Source organism: Listeria farberi (assembly GCF_014229245.1).
Classification (GTDB): domain Bacteria; phylum Bacillota; class Bacilli; order Lactobacillales; family Listeriaceae; genus Listeria; species Listeria farberi.
In genome coordinates this window covers 1-18,022 of sequence record NZ_JAARZJ010000020.1, presented here as the reverse complement: position 1 = coordinate 18,022, position 18,022 = coordinate 1, and the positions used below count along the sequence as shown (strand labels likewise).

Below are 18,022 nucleotides of genomic sequence, written 5' to 3'. Positions count from 1 at the left end.
TTTTTTCAGATAAAAAAGTATGTTATAATAAAAAATATAAAAAGTACGGCGTTTATTTCGGTACTTCGTGAATAGTAAGGTTGTTGAAATTTGATGAGTTAGCACGATTTTCTAAAATTTTCGTTATAACTATGTTTCATTAAATGTAAGTACTTGCTTAAAAAAGTAATGATTTCCTGTTCTTATTTCACATTTCCAGGATGAGTTTCCGTATAAAAATTCTTCGAGGAGGAGCCGATATTGTCATTTCTTCATCTAGCAATTGTTCTGCCATTTATTGTGGCACTCTTAATCCCACTTTTTTACAGGTGGACGAAACAAGTTCATACTGGCTGGTTAGTACTTCCGATTCCAGTGATTTTGTTTATTTATTTCTTAACATTTATTCCCAAAACAATGGACGGGGCAACGATTATTTCCATGCCTTGGATCCCGCGACTTGGGATTAATTTTACAGTAGTAGTAGATGGGCTTAGTTTACTATTTGCACTACTTATTACTGGAATTGGTTCACTCGTTACATTTTACTCTATTTATTATTTAGGGAAAAAGAAAGAACGACTTAGCAATTTCTATACATTTTTATTTATTTTTATGACGGCAATGCTTGGGGTTGTCTTGAGTGATAACTTGATTGTGCTTTATCTTTTCTGGGAATTAACTTCGATTAGTTCATTTTTATTGATTGGGTACTGGTATCATCGTGAGCGTTCACGGTATGGCGCTCGTAAATCGATGATGATTACAGTCTTCGGTGGATTAATGATGCTCGGCGGATTTATTTTGCTTCATATTATGAGCGATTCTTTCTCCATTCGCGAGATTATTAGTAACGCGGATGTGATCAGTAATAATAGTTTATTCATTCCCGCGATGATTCTTGTGTTGCTCGGTGCATTTACGAAATCTGCGCAAGTTCCATTTCATATTTGGCTACCTGACGCAATGGAAGCACCTACTCCGGTTAGTGCCTATCTCCACTCTGCTACGATGGTCAAAGCAGGGATTTATATTGTAGCTCGCTTTACGCCTCTATTCGCAAGTTCGGGTGTCTGGTTTTGGACGGTATCACTCGTTGGGATTACGACGCTTTTCTGGGGTTCACTAAATGCCACAAAGAAAAACGATTTAAAAGCGATTTTGGCTTACTCGACAATTAGTCAACTTGGACTTATTATGTCACTTCTCGGTGTGGGAGCGGCCTCGCTTCACTTTGACACGCTAAGTGATGATATTTATGTGATGGCGATTGTAGCGGCCGTGTTCCACTTATTTAATCATGCGACATTTAAAGGTAGCTTATTTATGATGGTTGGGATTGTCGACCACGAAACTGGCACGCGCGATATTAGACGACTTGGCGGTTTAATGCGAATTATGCCTATTACAGCGACGATAGCGTTTATTGGAACATTCGCGATGGCCGGGATTCCACCGTTTAATGGATTTTTAAGTAAAGAAATGTTTTTTGAAAGTATGGTAAATATTACGCAGTTACAATTGTTTGATGCAAGTACTTGGGGTGTTCTTCTTCCTGTTGTAGCTTGGGTTGCGAGTGTATTTACGTTTGTTTATAGCATGATTATTTTCTTCAAAACATTTACTGGAAAAGTAAAACCTTACTTACTGCCGAAAAAACCACATGAAGCTCCGTTTGGACTCCTTTTACCTCCGATTATTTTATCCATTTTTGTGGTTGGAATTGGACTGTTTCCTAATATAATTGCAGAGCCGATTTTGGAGCCTGCTGTAAGAGCAATTGTTCCAGGGCTTACTACTGATTTTTCGATTCATATTGGTTTGTGGCATGGCTTTACACCAGCTTTACTAATGACGTTCGGCGTTGTTGCTGTTGGTATCGGGTTGTTCCTTACACATAAATATTGGAAACCTTGGATTACTACTCGGGTTCCAAAAGCACTTCGAATTGGAAAAACGTATGATAATGGGATGTATTATTTAGAACAAGGTTCCTACCGAATGACGATGTTTATTATGACTGGTTGGCTTAGGACTTACTTGAATTACATGTTATCCGCTTTTATTTTAATGATGGCTTCGGTCATGATTTTTACAAAAGCGCTTGATTTCAATTTTTCGAGTATGACGAAAGTGACGGTTGTTGATTTTGTTTTAGCAGCGGTTATTTTAGTGACGTTGGTTGGGATTGTCTTTTCCAAGTCGCGGATTACTTCAATTATTTTACTGGGAGCAATGGGATACACAATTAGTATTTTCTTTGTTATTTCAAGAGCTCCTGACCTTGCTTTGACGCAGCTTATTATTGAAACTATTTCAGTTGTGCTTTATCTACTTGTATTCTATCACCTTCCTCAGTTTAGTAATATTGAGGAAAAGCCGAAATGGTTATCAATGAAAACCTTTTTAAGTATCGGGGTTGGTGTGATTATCACACTGGTTTCCCTTTCAGCGTATAATACAACTTTTTATGATTCGATTTCGAAATACTATGTCGATAATGCATACGTGGAAGCGGCAGGACGAAATATTGTTAATGTTATCTTAGTTGATTTTCGTGGTTTTGATACGATGTTCGAAACAGCCGTACTATCTATTGCGGCGATTGGTATTTACGCGATGATTAAATTACGACTGACGAAACGAGGTGAGCATGATGAAAACGAATGACGTTCTACTGAGAAATGTAACGAAAGTAGTTGCTTTCATTATTTTCTTATTCTCACTCCATTTATTCTTTGCAGGACATTATAATCCTGGTGGCGGGTTTGTAGCCGGGCTTACAACGGCTGGTGCAATTACATTAACACTACTTGCTTATGATACAAAAACCGTGGCTAGTATGCTTAATATCAATACGATTATGCTTACTGGGATTGGTCTTGTTTTTGCTTTAGGTACAGGAATGATTGGGATTTTCACGGGCGATCCTTTCTTAACACATAAATTTGGTCATGTTGATTTGCCCATTTTAGGAGATACTGCATTACACACGGCGACTTTGTTTGACCTTGGTGTTTACTTAGTTGTTGTCGGTGTAACACTTACGATAATTCAAACGATTGGGGAGAGTGACTGATGGAACTATTAATGTCTATATTAATTGGCTTGATTTTTGCAGCTGCGGTCTACTTAATTCTCTCTAAAAGTTTGCTACGGATTATCATTGGAACAGCCGTCCTAAGTCACGGCGTCAACTTGCTTGTACTTACGATGGGAGGCCTTAAAAAAGGCCGTGTGCCAATTCTTGGTACACCGGGAGCTGGAACATACAATGATCCGCTTCCACAAGCACTTATTTTGACTGCGATTGTTATAAGCTTTGGTGTAACTGCCTTTTTCCTTGTTCTTGCTTATAGAGCGTATCAGGAGCTTGATAGCGAGAGTGTATCCAAGACGAGAGGACATGAAGCCGATGATGAATAATTTAATTTTAATGCCGATATTGATTCCATTCCTTGGCGCAATTACGCTAATGCTACTTCCAAAACGAGTCGTCGTCCAACGGATATTTGCCCTTATTTTTAGTGGCATCTTAGTTGTGGCAACACTTGGACTTGTATTTTATATTCATGAAAATGGTATTACAACTGTGAACATTGGTAACTGGGCTGCACCATTTGGGATTACGATGGTTGGCGATATGCTTGCTGTCTTGCTTACGGCAACAACGAGTATAGTGTTATTCTGCGTGATTCTTTATTCTTTTTATACGATAGGAAAACCACGTGAGAAATTTCTTTATTATCCAGCGATTCTTTTTATGATTGTTGGGGTTAATGGTTCATTTTTAACTGGTGATATTTTTAATATGTTTGTGTTTTTCGAAGTTATGTTGATGGCGTCTTATGTGCTACTGGTTATTGGTGGGACACAAGTTCAATTAAAAGCAACGATAAAATACTTACTGATTAATGTGGTCGGTTCTGGATTTTTCGTTGTGGCAATTGCGCTACTTTATTCGATGATTGGAACGCTTAACATGGCGGATATTTCGCAAAAAATTACGGACTTAAATGGTGCGAATACTGGAATGATTAGCGTTGTCGCTGTTCTGTTCTTATTTGTATTTGGACTGAAAGCAGGTCTATTCCCGCTTTACTTTTGGCTTCCGGGTTCATATTTTGCTCCACCTATTCCGGTACTTGCTTTGTTCGGGGGACTTCTTACAAAGGTTGGAGTTTATGCGATTATTCGGACGTACACACTATTTTTCAGTTCGTTAACAGATTTTGTGGTTCCGCTACTTGGAATACTCGCGATTGTGACAATTATTCTTGGTGTTATTGGGGCCATTAGTTACTATGATATGAAAACGATTGTGATTTACAACATTATGATTGCGATTGGTGTCATACTATTTAGTGTTTCGATTATGACACGCGAATCGATGACTGGGGCAGTGTTTTACTTGATTCACGATATGATTATCAAAGCCGCCCTCTTCCTCATTGTTGGAATTGTAATGGCAATTACAGGATACTCTAGTGTAAAAAAATTCAGCGGATTAATGAGCGTGAAGCCTTCGCTTGGTTGGATTTTCTTTATTGCTACATTAGGTCTTTCAGGAATTCCACCTCTTAGCGGATTTATAGGAAAACTTTTGATAGTCGAAGGTGCTTTCTCTGCTGGTCAAATAGTTGGAGGTATCATCATTTTATTATCCAGTTTATTCGTCCTCATGTCTTTAATCAAAGTCTTTACGAGAGGCTTTTGGGGCGAGAAAAAAGGCGTGTTTAATTTACAAATCCCCTATAAAAAAATGCTCGTACCAGTAGTTATTCTTCTTACGATTTCAATTGGTTATGGTGTGTTTAGTAACGCAATTTATCCGTTTATTGAACAGGCGGTTGACCCTCTTGTTGACCCTTCTGTTTATATACAAGCGGTGATAAAGGAGTGATAAAAGATGGCTTTTCAACTTATTCTTAATATAATACTTGCTTGTTTATGGATGTTTCTTGAGTCATCGTTTAGTTTTGCGACATTTATCATCGGTTTTATTATTGGGATATTTTTGCTCTTATTTATGCGACGCTTTCTCGGATCAAGATTTTACATTTTTAGGTTGTTCGCTCTTGTCAAATTAGTTTTCCGATTCTTACATGATTTAATTGTCTCCACAGTTCATGTAAGTCGAATTGTTTTGAAAAAAGATATGAATATTCGACCAGGGATTTTCAGATACGATACAACGCTTGAAACAGACTGGGAAGTAACTATGCTTGCGTTACTAATTACTTTAACCCCTGGTACACTTTCGATTGATATTTCGGATGATTATAAAGCAATCTATGTTCATTCTCTTCATGTACCTAATATTGAAGAGGAAATTGCGACGATTCGTAAGTCTTATGAAGGTGCGATTATGGAGGTGTTCCACGGATGATTATTCAAATCGCTTTATCCATTGGTTTACTACTCTATTCAATTTCAACTTTCTTGTATCTTTATCGTATTTTAAAAGGACCAACCACTTCTGACAAAGTAGTGGCGCTGGATTCTATTGGAATGAACTTAGTTGCCATCGTGGCCCTACTTTCAATGTTTTATGATACACATGCCTTTTTGGATGTTATTTTACTTATTGCGCTTCTTGCATTTATCGGAACAGTCTCTTTTGCCAAATTTATTGAGAAAGGGAAGGTGATTGACCGTGAACGTGATAATTGAGATTATTATTTCTATTATGATTTTAATCGGTGGCCTGCTTAGTATTTTGGCGGCAATTGGCGTTATCAGACTACCGGATGTCTATACAAGAACACATGCCGCTGGAATTAGTAATACTTTTGGAGTTAGTTTGCTTCTTTTTGCTACGGTTGGTTATTTTTTCCACTCAGGTGAAGGTTTTAATGCGCGAGTACTTCTGGCAGTACTGTTTATTTTCTTAACAACGCCAGTAGCTTCTCATCTTATTAACCGGGCTGCCTATGATACCGGGGTTCCGCTAGCTATTCGAATTCGTGACCAATTACGTTCGGTGAAAAAAGACGACATCAAGAAAAAGAAAAGCCTTATTATTCGCCAAGAACAAATTGAAAAAGCGCGACAAGAACGGGAAGAATTGGAAGAACGAATGGAATGGGAACGACGCGAAGAAAAAATCGATGAGCGTGAAGATCAAGAAGAACAAGAACGCGAACGCGAGGAACAAACGATTGAAGAGCAGTCCGACGATTCTGAGCATGAAATCATTGAACAAGATGAAAGTGAAACTGACTCAGACGAAGATAAGACTGATAAATAAAACAAGCATGGCAAGAGTTCATTAGTTGATCTCTGCCATGCTTTTTATTTTCGTTTCTTTTTAACAGCAATTGTACATCTGCTTATACATATTAATTTATCGGTCTCATCAATAATTTTAATTTCCCAGACTTGAGTACTTTTGCCGAGATGGACTGCTTTTGCGGTAGCGGTTACTATGCCTTCTTGCTTTGATGCTAGATGGTTAGCATTAATTTCTAAACCAAATACAATTTCATCTGGTTCTATTGATCTAGCAGCACCAATACTAGCTGCATGTTCCGCCAAAACAACAGAAACCCCGCCATGCAAATAGCCAAATGGTTGATGGACTTTTTCTGTTACTTCTAATTGAACAACGGCTTTTCCTTTTTCTACTGAAACAATTTCAATACCTATAGTTTCTTGAAGTCCCATATGTTCCCTTCTCTCCGAATTTGATTTATACTTTATTATATAAGAGTTAGAAGAAAAATTCTAGAATAGGTTTTTAATAAGCTCATTGTGGTAAAATAAAAATAGACTTTTTGACAGGAGAGATTTGATGTCGATATTTACGAATACACCATTAATTGCATCTATTATTGCGATAGTGTTTGCCCAAGTGGTCAAAGTGCCGATTCATATTTTAGTTTACCGGAAATTTAATCTCGGGCTCATGTTTTCCACTGGTGGTATGCCTAGCTCTCACTCGGCTGCGGTTACTGCACTTATGACAACACTCGCAATTGAATACGGGCTAGATTCACCTTATTTCGCGATTGCTGTTGTATTTGGCATTATCGTAATGTTCGATGCGACTGGCGTTAGAAGACAAGCTGGTGAACAAGCAGTTGTTTTAAACAAATTAGTGACTGATTTCCAAGACTTCGTGGAGCATGCAAAAGGGCTCGCGGCACCTGAACAAGAAGAAAAAACGAAGCACTTAAAAGAATTACTTGGTCATAAACCAATGGAAGTTTTCTTTGGGGCTTTGACCGGGATTGCGATTGGATTTATTTTAGAAATATTTATGTAAATAAAAAGCTGACTTATTGTAGTCAGCTTTTTTTGTTAGTTGTTTGTTTATAGCTTTATGTTAAAGGGAAAATTATGATATTAATGGATTTTTACAAAAGGGGCTGACTTCGGTGAAAAAGGTAACACTCATTTTCGGCATTTATACTTTTATTCTCGGAATCATAGTGGGGATTATTGCCGCTTTATTTTTAGCAATGGTTCATTTTGCAACGACTTTTTTATGGGATTATCTTCCCAATCAATTTGATTTTTCATGGTACTATCCTCTACTAATTGGCTTGATCGGTAGTTTTTTTGTAGGAATGGTTCAGCTGAAATTTGGTGACTATCCGCGGTCGATGCATGACAATGTTGCTGAGGCGAAGAAAACTGGTCGGATGGAGTATCGCAAAGTTCTGCTTCCTACGATACTTAGCGCTTGGATTATTTTAACATTTGGGGCGAGTGTTGGTCCGGAAGCCGCTTTAATTGGTATTGTAGGTGGTGCCACAACTTGGATTATTGACCATTTAAAATTATCTATGGCGCATAAAGAAGAACTTGTTAGTTTGAGTGTTGGCGCGATTATTTCCAGTATTTTCCATGCGCCATTTAGTGGGCTTGCTGAGGAAATTGATGACAGTAGTCAAGCGAAGAAAATTCCTAAAAACTCTAAATTAGTTTTATCGCTTCTTATTTCTTTTAGCGCACTCGGGTCCTTTCTCTGGCTCAAGTCGTTTTTACAAATGCCAGCGAGTATTTTTGCGATTCGTTTGCCTGATATGGGTTGGTCTTGGTGGTTTATTTTACTTTTTATTCCTACAATTATTCTCGGATGGCTCTTTAGTATTTATTTTCAGCAATTGCAAGTCTATATCGCGCAAGCTGCTTCTTTTATAAAAAACAGAATGATTAGAGCGATTATCGGTGGATTGAGCATTGGTTTATTTGGGATTATTTCCTCGTTTATGTTATTTTCCGGCGAACATCAGCTGATTGAATTGACTACAACTGTTCAAAATTATTCGATTCCCTTTTTACTTATTATCGCCTTGTTAAAGCCTGTTTTGGTCGCGATTTGTTTAGCTACTGGTTGGAATGGCGGGGCTATTTTCCCGGCGATTTTCACTAGTACGATTATGGGGTACATAGCAACATTTTGGATGGATGGATCGACTGGTTTCTTAATCACTATTTTTGTTACTGCAAGTTGTACAAAAATCATTGGAAAACCGGTTCTAACTGCATCTATTTTATTATTTATATTCCCACTTCAATTCTTTCCATTTATTTTATTAACTGCATTTATAGTGAATAAAAATTGGTTAGTTAACTTTAAAAAAGCATAAAAAACTAAAGATTTCTCCTTAGTTTTTTATGCTGCTTTTTTTATATAGAATCTTCCTTTTATCTCTTTTAATACTTTCTTATTCAGGAGAAGTATTATCTTTTCGTTTAATTGTTTGCGAGAAATTTTGCCATATTTCGCCATTTTTATTTTATTAATGTATCTAGGTATTTGTTGGTAGCCATTCTCACTTTCAATTTCCAATTTGTCGCATAGGTACTGGAGGGCATAGACTATTCTTTCTTCTGCGGACAAATCATACTTAATTAATTCATTATAAAGGTTCTTATTATTTATTAACGTTTCTTCTAAAAGCCATTCCATATAAGAAGGCTTATTGGTAGCATAGTTTAAGAAATATTCCCTATCAATAAAAATTAAGGAGACATCTGTATCACAAACTAATCTTAATTCATTTTCTCCGCTAATTTTGGCAACTTGTTGGTTAATTATATCCCCATTAGAAAAAAAATGAAGTATCTGGAATTTTTTATTTTCTACATGAAGAATTCCATTTGTGATAATAATAAATTCATCTTGAAAAGTTTCACTATCAATTTTCTTGTTTTTAGAAAGTTTTTCAAAGCGAACCCATTTATCTTGTAATTTATATTTATCTAATTCTCGGATCATTTCTTTTACTTTTTCATTAAACAAATGTATCTCCTCCTACTAGTTTTACTTAGTTTAGCAGGATTAGAGATAAGACCTATGTGGAAATTACACACTATTTCAATATCTTTATATAGATTTTATTACAGTGAAAATATCTATATTCAAAGAATGGTACTTATTTAGGAGCAATCCCAGTTATACATAATATTAGAAAAGTCCCGATTGATTAAATCTTGTTTATTAATAAAGAAATTCGCAACACCGCAGTCGCCCCACATAATCGCCATTCTATTTTCATCAAAATCTTCGGATGCTAATTGGAACAAAAGTGTGTCGTGATGGGGATTTTCTGCATACATACGCGGATCTTCTTGCGTGAAGAATGGATACCCGCCGAGCTGACTGCCCTCATTTGCTAGGTTGTATAACTCATCAGCTTTATCTTCCTCATCAGCAAAAATCTGATCAGCTAACTCATAAAAATTATTACCAAACTCATTTTCAAAATCAAAGCTATCTTGTAGCAAAATTTGATCCGATACTTGACCAGTTATTTTAAATTCTCCATTTACAACCGGATAAAAATCTGTTTTCGCTACATGTTCAAAAAACGCATCTTGCTCTTCGGCTGTTAGGCTCTCACTTCCTAAGTCATCAAAGAAAAACACCCGAAAACCTTCCTGGCTCGTCGGATTTTCAAAATTAAGTCCATAAAAATCATCTTGATAATCTACATAAAAAGCGAGCAATCCAAATTCTGGATAATTTTCCATTTGTGGCATTTCTGAAAAATTGATTTGTGCCAAAAGAGAAAGCGGCTTTCCTTCTTCTGTTACAGGATAACCTTGTTCTTTCGGCAAGTATCCGCGGCCACCAGCCTTGCTTTGAAGTAATGATAGTGTACCAGCTTCTTTAAAATGTATTTCCATGCGCTCTTTTTCTGTTTCCAAAAAGCGTTCGGCCCATTCACTTGGGAGTATATCAAAAAGTTCTTCCATGACGTACCTTCTTTCTTTTTTTATAATCTAGCACGATTCTTTAACAATCCCAGTTAAAAATAACATTGGAAAAATCCCGATTAATTAAATCCTGTTTATTAATAAAGAAGTTTCCGACGCCACTCATACCCCACATTATATCTATTTCACAACCTGGCTCTTCACTATACTCGCTATCTAATTGAAACAGCAATGTGTCGTGATACGAATTTTCCGTACGTATTCGCGGATCTTCTTGGGTGAAGAACGGAAAACCACCAATTTGACTACTATGTGTTGCAAGGTTAAATAGCTCTTTTGCTTTATCTTCATCATCACCAAAAATTTGCCCTATGATGTCATAAAAATTACTACCAAATTCCTTTTCAAACTCTAGACTATCATTCATCAAAAGTTCTTTCGTTACTCGACCAGTTAGTTTATACTCCCCTTCGACAACAGTATAAAGGTCTGATTTATCAACACCTTCAAAATAAACAGCTTGTTCTTCTGCAGTCATGCTCTCTCTATCTAAATTCTCAAAGAAAAACACACGAAAACCATGTTGTTCTGTCTGATCATCAAAATTAAGACCGTATAAATCATCATGGTAATCAACATAAAAAGCAAGTATTCCTGATTTTGGGTAATTCTCTATTTGCGGCATTTCCGCAAAATTTATTTGCGCTAAAAAGAAAAGCGGTTCTCCTTCTTCATTCACTGGATAGTCTTGTTCTTTCGGTAAATATCCTCGTCCACCAACCTTGCTTTCTACTAAAGAAATCACGTCTTCATTTTTAAAGCTTAACTCAATACGTTCTTTCATTGTTTTTGAAAATTTTTCTGCCCATTTACTTGGAAGTATCTCAAAAAGTTGTTTCATGAACTTACCTTCTTTCATTTTTCCTTCATTATAACATAACAAAAAAGCAATATCTGTTAGTGCAGATATTGCTTTTAGAGGTTTTATTTATAGAATTTAAACTTACCTTTACTAGCAAGGACGCCTGAACCACCAATTAGTAATAGCGCACGGTCATCAATAACTTTTTTCATAACGGAAGCTGGGTAGCCTTTTAGGTTTTTGCCGAAAACAACACCGATCGCGTCGTTATCACCTAGTGAGCAAACTGTTCCTTTTTCATGATAAACAAAGTCTTGTAGATCTGTTTCGCCTTTAACTAATTTAGCTAAGTTCACTGCAGCCACATCTGCTTGTTGCATTGCAATTTGAGCAGTTGGCGGGAATGGACGGTCGTTTGCAGGGTTGATGATTAGTGAGCAGTCACCAACAATTAAAATTTCTTCGTTACCAGGAACGGTTAAATTGTTGTTTACTTTCACACGACCACGGCCAGCTTCAAAACCAGACGCTTCAATAACACTATTACCACGAACTCCGGCAGCCCAAATAATTGTCGCTGCTTTAATTTCACGCACTTCTGTTTCACTTTCTGCATATTTAACGCCATCAGCTGTAGCTTCTTTGACTGGTTTACCAACATGGAATTCTACGCCGCGATCTTCAAGTACACCAACACCATAATCAACGAGTTTCGCATCAAATTGTGGTAATACTTTTGGAGCTGCTTCCATGCAATAAATGCGCACTTTTTCGCGTGGCACATCGTACTCTTTTACTAGTTCTGGAATACGATTAGTTAATTCCCCAAGAAACTCAATTCCAGTAAAGCCAGCGCCACCAACGATAATTGTTAATAATTCATCGCGTGGATCTGTTTTCCATTTAGCAAATTGCGCTTCAATATGCGCACGAATTTTTTTAACGGATTCTACACTTGTAATAGTGAATGCATATTCTTTCAAACCACTGATGCCAAATGTTTCTGCTTCTGACCCAAGAGCAATTAATAAATAGTCATAGCTGATATTGCCATTTGCATCTAATGCGACAGTTTTTTCGTCTTTATTAATTTTTACTACAGTATCTTGAATAAATGTCGTTTTCGTATTGTTTACAACTTTATCAAGTGGATACATTAGTTTTTCTGGTTCAATTGTTCCAGCTGCTGCCTCGTGTAACCAAGTCGTTTCATGGTGATAGTCATTCTTATTCACTAGAACGATGTCGGCTTCCAAGTTTCTTTGTTGTAACTTGCGTAAAGTTTTTAGTCCCCCGTATCCTGCTCCGAGAATGACAATTTTTGGTTTACTCATTTGTTATCACATCTACTTTCCCTTATATTTTTCTTCACAAAAAAAATTGCATTAAGAAATTCTTACTGCACCTATGTAGATTGCGCTAAAAATCTACTGTAAACAATGAAAAAAGTGAAAATGGTAAGTACCAATATATTCCCTCTTTCATAGCTTACAAACTATATCATAGACTTTTTAACTTTCATTTTCAAGAAAGCGAACTCAAGGGTTTAAGCTTCTTTGGAGCATGGTTAGAGTGGTATACGATTTTTTTCACAATAAAGCTTTGAGACGACTTGGTTTTCTTAAAAATCTTTTATTTGATTCGCAATTGGTCTAGTTCATTTTTTTCATATTATAATGAAGATAATCCCGTAAACATTCTTTTTCAAAAATATATGCTAAAATATGCTTATTGCAACTTTAGCGATTTCACAAGGAGATTAGTAACTAGGGGGTGATGTATTTTGGATGAAAAAACAAAAATTTATGATATCACGATCATTGGTGGCGGACCGGTTGGGCTATTTGCTGCTTTTTATGCCGGAATGCGCAGTGCGAGTGTGAAAATAATAGAAAGTTTACCACAATTAGGTGGACAGCTTTCAACGCTTTATCCTGAGAAGTATATTTATGATATTCCGGGCTACCCTGCTGTACGCGCACAGGAACTTGTTAACAATTTGATTCAGCAAATGAAACCATTTAATCCGACAATTGCGCTAGAAGAAGCAGTACAAAGTGTTGACAAGCAAGTTGACGGTACATTTGAAATCATCACGAAGAAAGATACACATTATAGTAAAGCGGTCATTATTACTGCTGGAAACGGCGCGTTTGAGCCAAGACGCTTAGACATCCCAGAAGTAGAACAATATGAAGGAACAAATATTCATTATTTCATTAATGATCTTAGTCGTTTTTCCGGTCGCCGAGTTGCTGTTTGCGGTGGCGGGGATTCTGCGGTTGATTGGGCACTCATGCTTGAAAAAGTCGCAAGTTCAGTCGCAATTGTTCATCGCCGTAATGCGTTCCGTGCACACGAACATAGCGTGAATAATTTAGAAAAATCTTCTATTGCCATCAAAACACCATTTATCCCAACCGAAGTACTCGGTAACGGAGATAAATTAACGCATATTACTTTGCAAGAAGTCAAAGGTGACACTACGGAAACACTTGAAATTGACGATTTCATCATTAACTACGGTTTTGTTTCTTCGCTTGGTCCGATTAAAAATTGGGGGCTAGAACTAGAACGCAATTCGATTATCGTTAATTCCAAAATGGAAACAAGCATACCAGGTATTTACTGCGCAGGTGATATTTGCACTTACGACGGCAAAGTAAAACTAATTGCGACCGGATTTGGAGAAGCTCCAACTGCTGTAAATAACGCGATGAATTTTATTGATCCAAAAACACGCGTACAACCAATGCACTCCACATCTTTATTCGAATAATAACAGAAACCACGAGGTAACTTGTGGTTTTATTTTTTACTCACCGGGAAAAGTTCTTTGTAGATATTTTTTAGGAGGAGATTAGCAATGAATGTACTCGTAATTGGCGCAAATGGTAAAATTGGTCGTCTTTTAGTAGAAAAGCTTGCCATGGAAAAAGGCTTTTTTGTCCGAGCAATGGTTAGAAAAGCCGAACAAGTAAGCGCACTTGAAAAACTTGGTGCAAAGCCAATTATCGCCGATTTAAAAAAAGATTTTCACTATGCCTATGATGAGATTGAAGCGGTTATTTTCACAGCTGGCTCCGGGGGTCATACGCCTGCTTCCGAAACGATTAACATTGATCAAAACGGAGCGATTAAGGCAATCGAGACCGCCAAAGAAAAAGGTGTACGACGTTTTATCATTGTTAGCTCTTATGGCGCCGACAACCCGGAAAACGGTCCTGAATCCCTCGTTCATTATTTAAAAGCCAAACAAGCAGCTGATGAAGCGCTAAAAAGAAGTGGGCTTGATTACACAATTGTCCGCCCTGTAGGCCTCTCTGATGATCCTGCCATTGGCAAAATCGCTGAAGTTTCCGAAAAACCTAAAACAAATATTCCACGAGCTGATGTTGCAGATTTTATTAGTGAAGCTTTATCCGAGAAATCTAGTTTCTATAAAACCTATACTATCGAAAGCGGCGACACCCCAATTAAGCATTTTTTTAACTAATAAAAAGCGATGAGTCCGATTATGAGCTCATCGCTTTCTTCTATATTAAAACGGATTCTCTTCCAAAAATGTATATATATTCGCAACTAATTCCTCTGCTGTTTCTCCGCGAACCACTTCCCCGTCCACTAAAGCAAACAAACTTGTCGCGCATAAATCACAATATGTCAGACAATCATATTCAATCACGTCTAAACTATCATCCGCATCTAATTTTGCAAACGCCGCATCTGCCCCGCTCGCCAAATTATTGACGCAAAATTCCACAATCGGATTCATTTCCACTTGCCTCCTAGCCTATTACATTGTTGCTAAGTATCCACGGTCAGTCATCACTTGATAAATATCTTTCAACCGAGGATTGCCTTCCGCAATAATTTCACCATCAACCACAATGACAGGGTACATATAATCTTCCTCGACAATTTTATTCGCCATATCCGCTAAACCAGTTTCATTTGGCGGATTAAAAATATCCACATACTCTACCACAAACGGCTGCCCAGAAAATTTCCGACCAATAGCTGCTCGAAGCCATTCCTCTGTTTCCTTCGAGGATGGCGCTCCGACACAACTCGCACAAATAGTCGTTGAACCATAAACATATAATTTTGCTTCATTTACCATCACGCTTCACCTCACTATTATTGTACAAAAACCTACCAAAAAAAGCGACTAAGCTGTTTCACGAAGCATAACTATTAAATTTTATGAATTTTTATAAAGATATGAATTGACACAAATTTACAGATATATTATAATATTTCCAATACATTGCTAATCTTTAAAGCAGTAGTGTATTAATATGATAAACTATCTCTAGGTTGTACCCGTGATTTCACGGTCAACATATAAGTAACACTCCCTTTAACAATTGGGCGCGCAACCCAATTGTCTTTCAACCTTACCAGTTGAAAGAGCACGTTCCTTTCTGAGCCTTAGGAACGTGTTTTTGTTTGGGCCGTTTGAGCAAAGCGAATTACGGACCAAATATACATGCGAGTGAAACGAGCATGTAATCCTTCCCGTAAAGTGCGCCCTCCACTCAAAAATTTCCTTCCAATTAAAATCCATCCACCATCCAATTGAAACCCTCTATCCCATTCGGCCCGTTTGAGCAAAGCGAATTACGGACCAAATATACATGCGAGTGAAACGAGCATGTAATCCTTCCCGTAAAGTGCGCCCTCCACTCAAAAATTTCCTTCCCATTAAAATCCCATCCACCATCCAATTGAAACTCTCCATCCCATTCGGCCCGTTCGAAGCAAAGCAAGTTATGGGCCAAATATACATTTACGTAAAGCGTGTGTCTGCCATACAAACAAAATCATCATCTAAAATAGTCGATTTTTTAATATTTTCAGAACAATACAAACACCATTCCTCATTTATATATTATATATATTGCAAATACCCTTTTCATTTCCCTCTATAACAAGAAAAAACCTACATATGCCTATGTTTTCTTCCTATAACACGCCTCAATACAAATATGACAATTTTTTGAATCCCATTATACTTGAAGAAAATTCTATCCAAAAGCCATTTTATCTAAATAATTTCTCTGATACAATAACATTGCTTTGAGACGTATTCGATTGAAACTACAACATTTTTGACAATTTTTATACTAAATTAGTCAATTTTGAAGAACAATTAATTATAGATACGTCCAAAAAATAAGGAGGAAATTAAATATATGCATAAATTAATTAAAATAATGTTAGTTTTATTTTTAACGACAACCGTATTTTTACCATTTAGTAATGTACGGGCAGCTTCAACAGATGTGGTAAACATACCAGATCCTTATTTAAATGAAGGTCTTAAAAGCATCGTAGGAAATCCATTCTTAACCGAATTGACTGAAGCGAATCTTGAAACCATTAGCGTCGCTGATATCTCTTATATGAATGGAGTACCTGGGTATGCTGTAACTGGTTTAATTAGGGATTTAACCGGCCTTGAAAAAGCGGTCAATATGACCAAATTATATCTTTCCAATCAAACACAAATTACAAATTTAAATCAGATTAAAGATTTACCTAAACTGAAAAAAATCGTTGGTGTTACTACTGGATTGAATGACATTAAAGCTCTTGGCGAAATGCCAGCACTAGAAGAAGTAGAATTAGGTGGAGATTATATTACTGATTTCACTCCATTACTTGAAAAAGACAATTTAAAATCATTTTCTTATAATTCATATGCTTGGCTAAATCCAGCATATCACCAAATCGATAATGAAGAATTTAAAAAATTTGCAAACCTTAAATCACTCGAGAACTTAGATGTAACTTGGAATAATATTACCGATTTATCAGCATTAACTGCAAATGATCATATTACAAACTTAAATCTAAGTTACAATAAGTTCACTAATGTAGCTCCAATTGCTACAATGAAAGAACTTAAAGTCCTTTATTTAAACAATAACAACCTAACTTCCATTGACTCATTAAATACACTAAGAGGATTAACTATTGCTTACGCTGATAATAATAACATTACTGACTTAAGTAATTTAAAAGACTTTTTTGAAGGCATGGATGTCATTGGGGATTATAAAGGCTTACAAGTTAACAATCAAACTATCACACTCCCAACTATCAATATCAAAGAAGGCGCAACAGCTATTTCAAATAATCCTACTTTGGATATTGACGGCGAAAAAATGCCTGTTTCTAGCATTTCTGATAATGGAACAGTATCCGCTGATAATAAGACTGTTTCTTTTTCTAACTTACCAGTTGGAAATAAGACTGTCACTTATAAAGCAACATTCACAGCAACTTCTGCTAAAGGAGTACCACTTAGCTATTCCATTAAAGTATCACAACCAATTCATGTATCTGCACAATCCGATTCAACTGTAAGCGTATTTTACAAAGATGAAAGTGGCAATGAACTAGCGCCAAGTGAAACAATTTCAGGTCAATCAGGCGAAGATTACCAAACAACAGAAAAAACAATTACAAACTACACTTTAAAAGAAATCGTGGGCCAAGCTTCTGGACAATTTGGCGACACCGATACAACCGTCACTTATGTTTATGAAAAAGCTGACGGCGCTCCTGTTACTGTTAAATATGTGGACGGCGACGGCAATGAATTAGCTACTTCTGATACACTTAACGGGAAAATCGATGCTCCTTACCAGTCTACAGCTAAAAGCATCGCAGGTTGGACAGTTAAAACTACTCCGGCCAATGCTTCAGGCGTATTCACGAGCACGAACCAAACCGTCACTTATGTTTACGAAAAAGCTGACGGCGCTCCTGTTACTGTTAAATATGTGGACGGCGACGGCAATGAATTAGCTACTTCTGATACACTTAACGGAAAAATCGATGCTCCTTACCAGTCTACAGCTAAAAGCATCGCAGGTTGGACAGTTAAAACTACTCCGGCCAATGCTTCAGGCGTATTCACGAGTACGAACCAAACCGTCACTTATGTTTATGAAAAAGCTGACGGCGCTCCTGTTACTGTTAAATATGTGGATGGCGACG

General features: G+C 36.9%; 19 protein-coding genes and 1 pseudogene. 12 read left to right on the top strand and 8 right to left on the bottom strand.

Annotated elements, in window-relative coordinates:
- Positions 1 to 240 precede the first annotated feature (240 nt).
- The 7 genes from HCB45_RS13910 to mnhG are packed head-to-tail and all read left to right on the top strand — an operon-like array spanning position 241 to position 6,229.
- Positions 241 to 2,649, top strand: coding sequence for a Na+/H+ antiporter subunit A (locus HCB45_RS13910; protein ID WP_185620292.1), 2,409 nt, complete (start codon positions 241 to 243; stop codon positions 2,647 to 2,649).
- The gene (locus HCB45_RS13905) at positions 2,633 to 3,058 is read left to right on the top strand and encodes a Na(+)/H(+) antiporter subunit B (protein WP_077951619.1); all 426 of its coding nucleotides are present in this window, start codon (positions 2,633 to 2,635) and stop codon (positions 3,056 to 3,058) included. Before HCB45_RS13910 ends, HCB45_RS13905 begins: the two co-directional genes overlap by 17 nt.
- The gene (locus tag HCB45_RS13900) at positions 3,058 to 3,405 is read left to right on the top strand and encodes a Na(+)/H(+) antiporter subunit C (RefSeq protein WP_003722406.1); all 348 of its coding nucleotides are present in this window, start codon (positions 3,058 to 3,060) and stop codon (positions 3,403 to 3,405) included. Before HCB45_RS13905 ends, HCB45_RS13900 begins: the two co-directional genes overlap by 1 nt.
- A complete protein-coding gene (locus HCB45_RS13895; RefSeq protein ID WP_185608189.1) occupies positions 3,398 to 4,882 on the top strand; it encodes a Na+/H+ antiporter subunit D in 1,485 nt (494 codons plus the stop codon). Before HCB45_RS13900 ends, HCB45_RS13895 begins: the two co-directional genes overlap by 8 nt.
- A gap of 6 nt (positions 4,883 to 4,888) precedes the next feature.
- Complete coding sequence (locus HCB45_RS13890; protein ID WP_185320064.1) at positions 4,889 to 5,368, top strand: Na+/H+ antiporter subunit E; 480 nt, start codon at positions 4,889 to 4,891, stop codon at positions 5,366 to 5,368.
- The gene (locus HCB45_RS13885) at positions 5,365 to 5,652 is read left to right on the top strand and encodes a Na(+)/H(+) antiporter subunit F1 (RefSeq protein ID WP_003722409.1); all 288 of its coding nucleotides are present in this window, start codon (positions 5,365 to 5,367) and stop codon (positions 5,650 to 5,652) included. The genes HCB45_RS13890 and HCB45_RS13885 overlap by 4 nt, the downstream gene beginning before the upstream one ends.
- Positions 5,636 to 6,229 (top strand): monovalent cation/H(+) antiporter subunit G, encoded by a 594-nt coding sequence (gene mnhG, locus HCB45_RS13880; protein ID WP_185320065.1) that lies wholly within the window; start codon positions 5,636 to 5,638, stop codon positions 6,227 to 6,229. Before HCB45_RS13885 ends, mnhG begins: the two co-directional genes overlap by 17 nt.
- A gap of 44 nt (positions 6,230 to 6,273) precedes the next feature.
- Here the strand turns inward: mnhG and menI are convergent, their stop codons facing one another.
- Positions 6,274 to 6,645 carry a 1,4-dihydroxy-2-naphthoyl-CoA hydrolase MenI gene (gene menI / locus HCB45_RS13875; RefSeq protein ID WP_185620291.1) on the bottom strand — a complete coding sequence of 124 codons (372 nt, stop codon included), beginning with the start codon at positions 6,643 to 6,645 and terminating at the stop codon, positions 6,274 to 6,276.
- 127 nt (positions 6,646 to 6,772) lie between these two features.
- Here menI and HCB45_RS13870 point away from each other — a divergent pair, with 127 nt between their 5' ends.
- Together HCB45_RS13870 and HCB45_RS13865 are read left to right on the top strand one after the other, a co-directional pair.
- Complete coding sequence (locus HCB45_RS13870; RefSeq protein WP_003763760.1) at positions 6,773 to 7,246, top strand: divergent PAP2 family protein; 474 nt, start codon at positions 6,773 to 6,775, stop codon at positions 7,244 to 7,246.
- Positions 7,247 to 7,358: 112 nt separating this feature from the next.
- A complete protein-coding gene (locus tag HCB45_RS13865) occupies positions 7,359 to 8,576 on the top strand; it encodes a chloride channel protein (protein ID WP_185608179.1) in 1,218 nt (405 codons plus the stop codon).
- A 26-nt stretch (positions 8,577 to 8,602) separates the two neighbouring features.
- On the opposite strand, the gene HCB45_RS13860 is transcribed toward HCB45_RS13865, so the two are convergent.
- From HCB45_RS13860 to HCB45_RS13845, 4 genes are all read right to left on the bottom strand, one after another.
- Positions 8,603 to 9,232, bottom strand: a complete 630-nt coding sequence (locus HCB45_RS13860; RefSeq protein ID WP_185320068.1) for a cyclic nucleotide-binding domain-containing protein — start codon at positions 9,230 to 9,232, stop codon at positions 8,603 to 8,605.
- A 137-nt stretch (positions 9,233 to 9,369) separates the two neighbouring features.
- Positions 9,370 to 10,188 carry a YwqG family protein gene (locus tag HCB45_RS13855; protein WP_185320069.1) on the bottom strand — a complete coding sequence of 273 codons (819 nt, stop codon included), beginning with the start codon at positions 10,186 to 10,188 and terminating at the stop codon, positions 9,370 to 9,372.
- Between the two features lie 40 nt (positions 10,189 to 10,228).
- Complete coding sequence (locus tag HCB45_RS13850) at positions 10,229 to 11,050, bottom strand: YwqG family protein (RefSeq protein WP_185620290.1); 822 nt, start codon at positions 11,048 to 11,050, stop codon at positions 10,229 to 10,231.
- Between the two features lie 83 nt (positions 11,051 to 11,133).
- Complete coding sequence (locus HCB45_RS13845) at positions 11,134 to 12,345, bottom strand: NAD(P)/FAD-dependent oxidoreductase (protein WP_185620289.1); 1,212 nt, start codon at positions 12,343 to 12,345, stop codon at positions 11,134 to 11,136.
- A 449-nt stretch (positions 12,346 to 12,794) separates the two neighbouring features.
- Here HCB45_RS13845 and HCB45_RS13840 point away from each other — a divergent pair, with 449 nt between their 5' ends.
- On the top strand, positions 12,795 to 13,790 hold the full coding sequence (locus HCB45_RS13840) for an NAD(P)/FAD-dependent oxidoreductase (protein ID WP_185320072.1): 996 nt from the start codon (positions 12,795 to 12,797) through the stop codon (positions 13,788 to 13,790).
- Positions 13,791 to 13,877: 87 nt separating this feature from the next.
- Positions 13,878 to 14,507: an SDR family oxidoreductase gene (locus HCB45_RS13835; protein WP_185320073.1), complete on the top strand. Its 630-nt coding sequence runs from the start codon at positions 13,878 to 13,880 to the stop codon at positions 14,505 to 14,507.
- 45 nt (positions 14,508 to 14,552) lie between these two features.
- Here HCB45_RS13835 and HCB45_RS13830 read toward each other — a convergent pair whose 3' ends face one another.
- From HCB45_RS13830 to HCB45_RS13820, 3 genes and pseudogenes are all read right to left on the bottom strand, one after another.
- Positions 14,553 to 14,786 (bottom strand): YuzB family protein, encoded by a 234-nt coding sequence (locus tag HCB45_RS13830; RefSeq protein ID WP_003725587.1) that lies wholly within the window; start codon positions 14,784 to 14,786, stop codon positions 14,553 to 14,555.
- A 21-nt stretch (positions 14,787 to 14,807) separates the two neighbouring features.
- The gene (locus tag HCB45_RS13825; protein ID WP_185320075.1) at positions 14,808 to 15,134 is read right to left on the bottom strand and encodes a YuzD family protein; all 327 of its coding nucleotides are present in this window, start codon (positions 15,132 to 15,134) and stop codon (positions 14,808 to 14,810) included.
- A gap of 240 nt (positions 15,135 to 15,374) precedes the next feature.
- Positions 15,375 to 15,556, bottom strand: a pseudogene (locus HCB45_RS13820) (hypothetical protein).
- A gap of 653 nt (positions 15,557 to 16,209) precedes the next feature.
- On the opposite strand from HCB45_RS13820, the gene HCB45_RS13815 reads away from it, so the two are divergent.
- The coding region (locus HCB45_RS13815) for a MucBP domain-containing protein (RefSeq protein ID WP_185620288.1) at positions 16,210 to 18,022 on the top strand (1,813 nt) is incomplete at its 3' end.